The sequence below is a fragment of the Maribacter sp. R86514 genome (assembly GCF_044597005.1).
Lineage (GTDB): Bacteria > Bacteroidota > Bacteroidia > Flavobacteriales > Flavobacteriaceae > Maribacter.
On the sequence record NZ_CP138999.1, the window covers coordinates 391,040 to 403,093 of the forward strand.

Annotated in this window: 7 protein-coding genes; 2 read left to right on the forward strand and 5 right to left on the reverse strand. The window is 35.2% G+C overall.

The window, feature by feature from the left end; all coding sequences use genetic code 11:
* Position 1: 1 nt before the first annotated feature.
* From SJY30_RS01680 to SJY30_RS01700, 5 genes are all read right to left on the reverse strand, one after another.
* Positions 2 to 1,069, reverse strand: coding sequence for a phosphotransferase family protein (locus tag SJY30_RS01680; protein ID WP_396633888.1), 1,068 nt, complete (start codon positions 1,067 to 1,069; stop codon positions 2 to 4).
* Between the two features lie 59 nt (positions 1,070 to 1,128).
* Positions 1,129 to 2,343, reverse strand: coding sequence for an acyl-CoA dehydrogenase family protein (locus SJY30_RS01685; RefSeq protein ID WP_396633889.1), 1,215 nt, complete (start codon positions 2,341 to 2,343; stop codon positions 1,129 to 1,131).
* A gap of 39 nt (positions 2,344 to 2,382) precedes the next feature.
* Complete coding sequence (locus tag SJY30_RS01690) at positions 2,383 to 3,156, reverse strand: SDR family NAD(P)-dependent oxidoreductase (RefSeq protein ID WP_396633890.1); 774 nt, start codon at positions 3,154 to 3,156, stop codon at positions 2,383 to 2,385.
* A gap of 105 nt (positions 3,157 to 3,261) precedes the next feature.
* On the reverse strand, positions 3,262 to 5,076 hold the full coding sequence (locus SJY30_RS01695; protein ID WP_396633891.1) for an acyl-CoA dehydrogenase: 1,815 nt from the start codon (positions 5,074 to 5,076) through the stop codon (positions 3,262 to 3,264).
* A 166-nt stretch (positions 5,077 to 5,242) separates the two neighbouring features.
* Positions 5,243 to 5,845 carry a Crp/Fnr family transcriptional regulator gene (locus SJY30_RS01700; RefSeq protein WP_396633892.1) on the reverse strand — a complete coding sequence of 201 codons (603 nt, stop codon included), beginning with the start codon at positions 5,843 to 5,845 and terminating at the stop codon, positions 5,243 to 5,245.
* A gap of 727 nt (positions 5,846 to 6,572) precedes the next feature.
* Between SJY30_RS01700 and SJY30_RS01705 the strand changes: the two genes are divergently transcribed.
* Together SJY30_RS01705 and SJY30_RS01710 are read left to right on the forward strand one after the other, a co-directional pair.
* Entirely contained in the window at positions 6,573 to 7,436 is an 864-nt protein-coding gene (locus SJY30_RS01705; protein WP_396633893.1) for an acyl-CoA thioesterase, read from the forward strand.
* Positions 7,437 to 7,842: 406 nt separating this feature from the next.
* Positions 7,843 to 12,042: a two-component regulator propeller domain-containing protein gene (locus SJY30_RS01710; protein WP_396633894.1), complete on the forward strand. Its 4,200-nt coding sequence runs from the start codon at positions 7,843 to 7,845 to the stop codon at positions 12,040 to 12,042.
* Positions 12,043 to 12,054: the final 12 nt, after the last annotated feature.

Sequence of the window (12,054 nt, forward strand, 5' to 3'; positions counted from 1 at the left end):
TTTAAAATAAATTATCGATTTGTTTTTTTTGAATTGCCTCCCAAGCTGTTTTACAGCATAATTCAGATGCTTTGTTTAGGTGCGCAAATTTTGGGTCGCTCGTATGTCCATTTTTATAGCGATAGTAGATTTGCTGAGCGATTACAGCAATTTTGAACAACCCGTAGGCATAATAAAAAATTAGGTTATCTACATTTCGTCCACTTTTTACGGCATACTGCTGTACAACCTCTGCACGAAGAGGATTGCCTTCCATAACCGTTGGGGACTGCAGGCCTTGCTTCATGAAATCTGGGTCTGCATACGTGGTCCAATACCCTAAAGAAGTACCTAGGTCCATTAAAGGATCACCAAGGGTACACATTTCCCAATCTAGAATAGCTGCAATTTCTTTCCAGCTATTGTCCTTGAAAACCACATTGTCATATTTAAAATCATTGTGTATTAAAGTGTGATCATAGGTTTTGGGTTGATTTTCTGCCATCCATTTCATGACTTTCCCGGCAGTAGGGACATCATCTGTTGCGGCAGCTACATATTGTTTGCTCCAATTGGTTACTTGCCGCTCCACATAACCTTCAGGACGGCCTAAGTTTTCTAATCCTGCTGCTTTGTAATCTATTGCGTGAAAAGCTACAAAAGTATCTAGCCATGTATTGGAAATGGTCTTAAACTCTAGTGGAGTAATTTGTAATTTATGTGCCTCTCTAGCAGTCAGGATAATCCCTTTTACTTTACTCATGATGTAAAATGGAGCTCCAATAATTGTAGTGTCTTCAGTATATGTATATGCTTTAGGGGTTTTATCGAATACAGTATTTAAGTTTGAAATAACCTTGTATTCGCGACTCATATCGTGTCCTCGTTTTGGTGCAGCAAATGGAGGTCGACGTAAGACGTATTCCTTATCTTCAATTTTTAATAAGTAAGTAAGATTAGAAAAACCATTTGCAAATTGTTCAACGTGAAGCTGACTTTCTGTATCTGCGATCAAGTTATGCTCAATAAAAAATTTCTTAAGATTGATTTCTTGTAATTCTTCACCTTTTCTAACCGGTTTTATATTCATATTTTTATTTTCTTTCCCAAGTAGGAGGGAAGCTTTTAAATTTTTAATTATCGTTTTATTTATTTGGCATATCTTTTTATGACATTTTTACCCAGTTGGCTCATATGCACCTCATCAGGTCCGTCTGCCAATCTAAGGGTTCTTGCAGCTGCATAGAAGTGTGCTAAAGGAGTGTCGTTGCTAACACCCATACCCCCTAAAATCTGAATAGCTCTGTCAATTACTTTTAAGGTCATTTTTGGTGTAACAATTTTTATCATCGCAATTAGATCTTTTGCCTCTTTATTACCCAGTCTGTCCATTTTATCCGCAGCAGATAGTACTAGTAATCGTGTTTGTTCTATTTCGCACGCAGAACTGGCAATATCTTGTCGTATGCTACTATAGGTGTCTAATGTTCTACCAAAAGGCTTTCGTTTTGTGGTACGCTCTGCCATAATTTCAAGAGACCTTTGTGCCATACCGATCAGGCGCATGCAATGATGAATTCTACCTGGTCCCAATCTGCCTTGAGCAATAGCAAAACCTTGTCCTTCACCTACCAATAGATTTTCTTTTGGTACGCGAACATTTTCCAATAAAATTTCAGCATGCCCTTCTGGAGAATCGGAATACCCAAAAACAGGTAAGTGTCTAATGATCTTTAGACCTGGGGTATCCATAGGAACTAAAATCATACTCTGTTGCTGGTGTCTTGGGGCATCAAAATCTGTTTTTCCCATTACAATACTAATTTTGCAATTGGGATCCATAGCACCTGACGACCACCACTTTTTACCATTTATAACATATTCATCGCCATCGGCAACAATAGAGGTCTCAATATTCGTTGCATCAGAAGATGCAACTTCTGGTTCAGTCATTAAAAAAGCAGAACGTATTTCACCATTCATTAAAGGCTTTAACCATTTATCTTGCTGGGCAGGAGAACCGTATTTGGCAAGTACTTCCATGTTTCCCGTGTCAGGGGCATTACAATTAAATATTTCTGGAACCCATATGGTACGACCCATTATTTCAGCTAACGGTGCATATTCTAAATTTGTTAACCCCGCACTCAATTCGCCGTAAGCTTTAGGTAGAAATAGATTCCATAAACCAGCATCTTTCGCTTTTTGCTTTAAGCCTTCTAATCCTGGCCATTTTTTCCAGGCATTATCCGGATGGTGATGAAAAGCATCAACCTCAGCTTCTACCGGAAGAATGTGTTCATCAACAAAAGCTTGTACTTTTTTCTGTAATGCAATTGCTTTTTCGCTATGTTCGAAATTCATTAGCTTTTTATTTTATCAACTTAAGATTTAATATTTGCTTTATCCAGAGATTAAATAACCACCATCAACGGCATACTCTCCGCCTGTCATATAAGAGCCGGCGTCAGAGGCTAAAAGCATTACAATGCCCGCTAATTCATCAGGTACGGCAATTCTTCTCAATGGAACAACAGCCTTGTAACCGGCCGCCAATTTATCATTTGACCAAAGCGCTTCGCTAAGTTTTGTTTTTACCAAGCCAGGGCAAACCGCATTAGAACGAATACCATGTCTACCCCATTCTTTTGCTTGATTTTTCGATAGCATGATCATGGCTGCTTTAGAAACACTGTATAAACCAAGATTAAAACCAGGGTGAATTCCTTCTACCGAAGAGATATTGATAATGCTACCACCACCTTGTGTCTTCATATGCGGTTGTGCTAAGTTTGAAAGCAACCAAGGCGCTTTTACATTTACATTCATGATTTTATCGAAAACTTCGCTATCAGTATCTTCTAAGGGGCCATAATATGGATTAATAGCAGCGTTGTTTACCAAAATGTCTATTCGGCCATATTTTTCTATGGTTTTATTGATTAAAGCTTCGCATTGGTCTGGATCACCAATATGACATGCAATACCCACTGCAACAAAGCCAGCTTCGTTCAATTCTTTTGCTATGGTATCAACAGCATCTTGTTTTCTGCTACTGATAACCACTTTTGCACCATTTTCAGCTAATCCTTTTGCTATAGAAAGTCCGATTCCTTTACTAGAGCCTGTTATTATCGCTACTTTTCCAGTAACATCAAATCTTTTTGTTATACTCATTTTATACTATTGGTTGCTATTTGTTTAATAAAATAATGATTGCAGAAGGGCACCTTTGTAAGATGCCTCTTAAACTGCTTTCATGTTAATGGCTAGTGCAGTAAATTATGCAAATACTTCTTTATCTGTACCTATGGTTAAGGCTTCCCTATTATCTTTTAAAATTTCTGCTAACCCTGAAGTTTTTGGTAATTCATATTTAAAATAAAATTGCATGGTATGAATTTTACTTTCATAGAATTCTGTGCTATTATCGGTATTGCCCGTTACTAGGGCGTTTTGCGCTTCTCTGGCTAAATCTAACCATAACCAACCAATTAAAATGTTGCTGAAAAATTCCATAAATGGAGTAGCATCAGCTAAAAAACGTTGATAATCACCTTTCATGGCAAAGCCCATTAATGATTGTAATACCTCTTGTGTTAATTCTAATTTAGAAGCTAATTTCTTAGCGTAAGGCGCTAAAGAATCATGTGCCATGCTAGCTGTAATGGAGTTTTTGATTTCTTCGGATAATAATTGTAAAGCTTTACCATTGATCATGGTGATCTTTCTACCCAATAAATCTTGAGATTGAATCCCCGTAGTACCTTCGTAAAGCGCAAAAATTCTAATATCCCTTAGGTATTGTTGTAAAATATAATCTGAACAAAAACCGTAACCGCCTAAAACTTGTAAGCCATTATCTACCGATGCTTTGCCCATTTCTGATGGATAAGTTTTAACAACGGGAGTCAAAATTTCCAATAGCAATCTATATTTCTCTCTGTCATCAGCTGTTGTACTTGATAATGAAAGATCTTGATATTTAGCTGCTAAAAAGATAAGGCTCAAAGAACCTTCTGATACTGCTTTTTGTAACAATAACATTCTTCTTACATCTGGGTGATTAATAATGAGTGTTTGCTCTTCATTGGCATCTTTTTTTCCGGTACTGGTCAACTTACGCCCTTGAGGTCTTTCATTTGCATAATTTAAAGAAGCGTGGTAAGCAGCCGTGGCAATTGCCGCAGCACCTCTACCAACACCGATTCTTGCACCGTTCATCATCAAGAACATATATTTAAGACCTTGGTTAGGTTCACCAACTAACCAGCCTTTGCAATCCTCTTTATCACCAAAGAACAGGTGTGTTGTACAATAACCACGCTGTCCCATTTTCTGAAAATCAGCCACCGTAGTTACATCGTTGGGAGTTAAACCTCCGTCTTCCGTTGGTCTCTTTTTAGGTACTACGAACAGTGAAATTCCTTTAGTACCGGCAGGAGCACCTTTTATTCTGGCTAAAACCAAGTGAACAATATTTTGGGCACCGGTGTAATCACCACCAGAGATAAATATTTTTTGTCCGTGAATTTTATATGAATCGCCATCTGGGGTAGCAGAAGTTACAATATCCGATAATGAACTACCAGCTTGTGGTTCTGTTAAACACATAGTACCGCCCCAAGTACCTTCCATCATTTTAGGCACATAGGTTTCGTTTAATTCTTTATTTGCAAAATGAGTTATTAATTCGGCAGAACCAACCGTAAGTCCAACATAACCAGGAAGGTGATTGTTAGCGGCTTCTTGAATAAAAGCAGAAGCATTCAAGACCATTTGTGGTAATTGCATACCGCCATCTTCATAGGAAAAAGAGCCCGAAATAAAGCCCATTTCACCAGCTGCCTTCATGTATTTGTTTACCTGTGGATGAACAACAATTTCACCATCTTTAAAATGGGCAGGTTGTTCATCCATTTCTCTGAAATACGGAAAGAGTTCTTTATCAGAAAAGTCCTTAACAGAATTCAAGAGCATTTCTATCGACTCTTTGTCATACTCGGCATATCGTTCCTGCTCTAAAACTTCTTCTATGTTATGTACTTTGTAAAGTAAAAATTTTAGGGTTTCTAAATCTACATATTGGTTTGCCATATCTAATTTTGTCTTTGAAATTATCGTACGACAATTTAGAATTAATTCATATGAAACTTATTAAACCAGTTTAATAAAATAAAAATTTAAGTTAAAATTTTGCGATTATGATAATATATAAGGTCTAAAGTAGGCTTAAAATGAGTAGTTCTTAAAAAAGCTGGATTTATTGAGAAATGCTAATTCGCTTTCTAATCTTTGAAAGTCCTACAGGGGTTAGCCCTAAATATGAAGCAATTAGGTACTGTGGCACCCTTTGAAGTAGATCAGGTCTTTTCTCCAATAAACGCAAATAACGTTCTTCATTGGTTCTGTTGCTTAATCGCTCTACCCGGGTAAAAATTTTCATAAATGCTTCTTGCATTGATAGTCGGCCGAAACGTTCCAATTGATGAGATTTTTCGAAACAACTTTCACCATCTGTCTTTAAAATGCCGTAGACGACGGTGTTTTCAGAAGCTCTTAAATAATAATCTGAAGTTGTTTCTTTTACATAAGCGGGTAGGTCTGTAAAGAAAATATCATCTGTATAAAACTCTAGTACTTTTTGCTCACCGTCTTCTAATTTATAATAGTAAATACATCCTTTAGCAACATAGTAAAAGTGATCCACTATTTGACCGGGAGAAATTAATGTATCTCCTTTTTTAACATCAATTCTTTTATAGTAGCGTAACCATTGGTTCAAAAGCTCTTCGTCAACTTCTGTATATGAAAGAATTTTGTTTTTTAGATTTTGTAAATAATCTGTATTGGTGGGTGCATTCATTATTTATAAATACCTTTTGGGACTCCATAAATATAAGGATTTTGTTGTATTTATTGATTTCTAAATATTAGCAATTCGAGAAACAACCTTCTTTTTAAAGTATAAGTTTCAGATTCGTTTATCTATTGTATTGAAATTAAAAAGATTATCTTGAAGTATTAGTTTTCGGTCTTTTTTGATCTTTGACTATCATTTATGATATAAACTAATTTGGTAAGTATTGTTTTACTTTGTAATGTAGCTTTTGAAGAATCCATATTCAGAAGAAAAATATAATGTAAACAAAAATTTGCGAGCATATAAAATGCCAACTAGTGGTATCTAATTCAGGTTATATCAAGTTGGGTAGTAACATTTGTTAGATATGTGCTTACTTTAGAAAAGAGGGGGGTAACCATTTTCATAGGGTTTGTCAACTTAGAAAAGTAGAGTAGAAGGTTAGAGGAAATAAACAGCAAGGTCGAACTGCGCCGTACTTTTATCTTGACACTACATAAATAAAGTAATTTAAAAATTAGGAGCGTTCATATTTTTCATTTGATGCTCTTCTTATTTTAAAGTTTCGTTTAATTATATTTTCATTGGCAGTAGGTTTTAGATATTGTATGCTGTTCATCTTAAATTGAATACATCTACTTTGTAAAATTGTTGTTGAAATTCAATGAATGTGAATACTAACTTTTATTTTTTATACTTAAATTGTTCCACTTACAATTAGTTACTATACATGCAGACAATTAAGGAATTAGTAGAGTTGATAACTCTAAAAAAAATAGAAGAAACCATATTTGAAGGACAAAACTACCAAGCACCTTGGGGAAGGGTTTTTGGAGGGCAAGTGTTAGCACAATCTTTACATGCTGCTTATCAAACTGTTCCAGAAGATCGTATAGCCCATTCGTTACATGGTTATTTTATTTTGGGTGGAGACTTGAGATATCCTATTCGTTATGAGGTAGATACCATTAGAAATGGGGGCAGTTTTACTACCAGAAGAGTAGTGGCGAAACAAAATGGAGTAGCTATTTTTAATATGGCGGCATCTTTTCAGGTAAAAACTGACGGAGTAAACCATCAGTTTCCAATGCCCAATTTAATTCCGCCAGAGAAATTAACGACAAGTTTAGAACAGGTTGAAGAGATAAAAGATTTACATCCTACAGCATATAAAAGACTTAAAGCGATACAGCCTAAGGTGTTCGAATTTAAACCAGTAGAAAAATTTACCACACAGTTGGTAGAGAATGGTTCTCCTTTCTTTAATACTTGGCTTAAAACTTCTGATGCTACTGAAATTAGTTTGCCTATGCAGCAACAGTTATTGGCCTATGCCTCTGATTATAATTTGCTGACGACGGCAACTTTGCCACACCGAGAAGAGTTGAATAAAGGAGAAACGTTTTACGCCAGTTTAGATCATGCTATTTGGTTTCATAGAGACTTTGATATTACAAAATGGTTGTTATATAGTATGGATAGCCCAAGTGCATCTAACTCTCGTGGTTTTGCAAGAGGTAGTGTTTATGATAGAAAAGGTGTTTTGGTTGCTTCTGTAGCCCAAGAAGGATTGATGAGGCAGAGTATTCAATAGAATATTTTTTCAAGTTTATTTTAGATGTAGGTGGTTTTGTAGTCCTTAAATAAAGTGATTATCAGAAAGCATTTGCTATATATCATGTTTATCTACTTTACGTCATAATTCTTATTTCTATTAATTAGATGAATAGTGATTTAAAATAATTGAATATGCTATAGTTTATTTTTAAGTACTTTACTTTAAGTGTCTTATGTAATATTTAATACAGTATGGTTAAATTACGATGAGGTTGGTAAATCACCATATGTCTTTAATTTAAACCATATCTTCTACATATGAAATCATTTCATTTATAGGATTAGTATAAATTTTATCATTTTTATTGTTCATGAATATTCTCCCAATTTTAGCTCAAGCAATACTAAGTAAATTGTGTATAAAAGGACAATTTAAGGTACTAATGGCATCCGTAAAATTGAAGCGGTATTTCATACTTATCGTATGCTTATGTAGTCTTGTGGTACAAGCTCAAGAAAATTTTTATTTTGATCAGATTGGTACTGATGATGGTCTTTCTCAAAGTGATGTTAACTGCATCTATCAAGATACGTATGGTTATATGTGGTTTGGTACACATGATGGTTTAAATAGATATGACGGCTATTCTTTTACCGTATTTAAACCAGATCAAAAAAGCACCAACATAAATAGTAATCTTATCTATGCCATGACCGGTGACGATAAGGGAAATTTATGGATAGGTAGTACAGGTGACGGTCTGTTTTATTACAATAAAGAGAGAGAAACTTTTAAGCAATTTAAGTTCGATAAAGACGATGAATATAGTATTTCTAGCGACTATGTAACCAAACTATATATAGATAGTAAAAATAGATTGTGGGTTGCCACTAAAGAAGACGTCAATATGGTAGACCTATCGGTATCTGTCGATAGTGTTAAGTTTCAAAAGTTCAAATTTGTAATTGAGGATATAGGGGGGCAACAAGACGGTAGTGTAATTAACTCTATCTATGAAAATTCTGATGGCGAATTGTTATTAGGCGGTCATTTGGGTATATATCAGCTAAAGCTCGATGCTCAGGGCAAATCTTATTTTAAACTAATCAGCGATGAAATAGGTTTTGGTACGGAATCGGTTGGTGTAATAGCTCAAGACCGATATAATAAATTGATTATTGGTACTGGTCAAGGTCTATTTGTTCAAGGAAATGGGGAAGACGCTGAATTTATAAAAATCTCAGATGGTAAATACACATCATTGGCTTTTGATGACCAAAATCATATTTGGGCAGGTACCGACAACGGGCTGTATTATTTTGATAATTCTTCCAGTTTAAAACTGCCTAGTTTAATAAAGTCGTTCAGGTATCGACCAGAAGATGAAAATGGTATTAGTAAAAATGTTATAACCTCTTTATATATTGATAGAACAGGTATTTTATGGGTAGGTACCAATGGTGGTGGGGTAAACAAGTTTGACCCCAACAGAAAAAGTTTTAAGCATGTTAAACGCGACTTAAGAAAAAATAGTCTTAGCTATGATAAAATTAGGGCAATTTTTGAAGATAGCAACGGTACACTTTGGGTAGGTACAGAAGGTGGTGGCTTAAATAGAACAGATACTGGTAAAGAGAAGTATTCCACCTTTACTTCAAATAACAAGTTGCGAAAAGTATTTGCCTTAGAGGAGATTACTTATAAAGGCAGAAAATATCTTTTAGAGGGCGGTCAAACTTATCCTTATTTATTTAGAATAGATATTACAAATCCTCAAAACAGTATTGCTGAAGAAGTTGGTTTTGAGGGTCTACAACGTAGTGTTTTTAGTTTGTTGAACGATTCTCATGATAATTTGTGGATAGGTACATATTCAGGCGGTTTATATCGATGGATAAAAGACGATAACGGCGAATATTTAAAGCAGAACTTTCAAGAAAATTCTAATGGTCGTAATTCCTTATCAAACAATATAATTAGAAATATTTATGAAGATAGTAAGGGAAATATATGGATCGCTACAGGCGATGGTCTTAGTCAGTTGACCATAACCGAAAAGTACAAAGAACAACCGAAATTTAAAGTTTATAAGAATGAAAACGACGACCCGTCTTCACTAAGCCATAATTACATATTATCTCTATTTGAGAGTAGAAAGGGAGCGCTTTGGGTGGGTACATTTGGTGGTGGATTGAATAAATTAATTCCCGGTGAAAATGGTGATTCGGCTACTTTCAAAACTTATAGTATAGCGCAAGGGTTGCCAAATAATGTCATTAAGGCAATTTTGGAAGATGAACAGGGAAAATTGTGGATTTCTACAAATAAAGGCTTGTCCATGTTCGATACCGAGAAAGAAGTTTTCAAAAACTTTGATGTAGCAGACGGTTTGCAAGACAGTGAGTTTCAAGAATTGGCAGCGGTAAAACGCAAGGATGGGGAATTGATTTTTGGTGGTATTAATGGTTTTAACGCATTTTATCCGAGAGAAATATACGATAACGAAACATCGCCCGAAACAGTGGTCACCAAGCTTTCGATTTTCAATGAGGAGATTGCTGTAGGTGAAGAAGTAAATGGTAGGGTTTTATTGGATAAGAATATATCTGAAGTCAAAGATATTACACTGAATTATAGTGAAAATAGCTTTTCGTTCGAGTTTTCGTCATTACACTTTTCTGCACCAGAAAAGAATCAGTTTGCATACAAACTAGAGGGTTTTGATACCGATTGGGTGTACACCGGTTCCGATAAAAGATTTGCCACTTACACGAACATAGAACCTGGTAATTATACCTTACAGGTGAAGTCGTCAAATAATGATGGCTTATGGGATACCACACCCTATAGATTAAACCTAACGGTTAAGCCGCCAATTCATAGAACTACCATAGCTTACATCATTTACAGTTTACTGTTTTTATTATTACTCGCAGGTTTATGGAGATTTACAATCATCAGTAATTCTAAAAAGCATCAATTAGAATTGGAGTATTTGGAAAAAGAGAAGAATGATGAGTTACAGACATTAAAACTTGATTTTTTCACGAATATATCCCATGAGTTTAAAACTCCGTTGACATTGATTAAAGCACCGTTGGAATATTTGCTTAGCGGAAAAGACGATATGGAGGCATCTGGTTTAAAAGAGCAATATCAACTCATGCATAAAAACACCAATTACCTGTTAAGATTGGTGAATCAATTGTTAGATTTTAGAAAAATAAATCAAGGTAAAATGTCTTTGGTCGTAAGGCATACGGATATTGTCTTTTTTATTAAAGAAGTAGCAGAGCCCTTTCAGTTATTGGCTTTCAATAAATCGGTCAAGTTTAATATTGTTTCTTCAGAAGAACATTATAAAACCTATTTTGATCACAATGCTTTAGAGAAAGTCATTAATAATCTATTGTCTAATGCATTCAAATTTACTCCCGAAGGAGGCGAAATCACTGTGGTAATCGATACTGAAACAGAGGAGTTTTCAGAAAAAGAGAACGTGGTCATAAAAGTAAAAGATACCGGCTTGGGAATTTCTGATATTAAAAAGAACATCATATTCGAAAAATATTATACCGAGAAAGAAAATGAGAAAGTAAACTCTAAAGGCGTTGGTATTGGTCTTGCCTTTACCAAAAGTTTGGTAGAGCTACATTTAGGTAGCATTTCTGTAGATAATAATGAGGGTGGTGGTTCTTGTTTCACGGTTATTTTACCAACGGATAAGCAAGCGTATGAAGCTGCAGAAGATATTAGTTGTAAAGAAATAACGGACAATGATTATCTGGTACGATCGTCTGAGGCTGAGTCACTGGCAATAGACTTAAATGATGAACTAGAAGATTACAATTTATCTAAGGTTAGGTCTAAAAATCCGGTGTTACTTATCGTAGACGACAATCCAGATATTATAAAGTTCATTAAACAAGTAATGGGTAAGACCTACACGGTTTTTGAAGCCAATAATGGTGAACGTGGTATGGAGATTGCCAAAAAAGTATTGCCGAATATTATTATTACCGATGTAGTAATGCCTGTAATGGGTGGTATTGAGTTTTGTGAAACAATAAAAACTACCAATATCACCAGCCACATTCCGGTAATTATGTTAACCGCTAAAACTTCGCAAGAAAGTGAGATAGAAGGTTTGTCGCACGGTGCCGATGCCTATTTAAAGAAGCCGTTCAATGTTCAGGTTTTAGAGCTTAAGGTAGCCAACATACTTAAAGATAGGGAAGAACTTCGTAAACGATTTAAGAAAGAAATTACGCTACAACCAAAAGAGGTTACCGTGACATCTTTAGATGAAAAGTTTTTACAGCAAGCGGTTGAGATGGTAGAAAAGCACATGATGAATACCGATTTTAATGTAGAGATGCTGGTGAAAGAAATGGGACATAGTCGAAGTAACCTATACTTAAAGTTCAAAGAACTTACCGGTCTGTCATCAAGTGAATTTATTAGAAATATTCGTTTAAAACGAGCCATTCAATTATTGGATAACAGCGACTATTCCGTAAAGGAAATTATGTTTAGAACAGGTTTTAATACGGCATCTTATTTTTCTAAATGTTTTAAAAAAGAATTTGGTGTAGTACCCAGCGAGTATATTAAAAAGACCAAGGTAGAACAAGAATCATAAGAACATATAGTC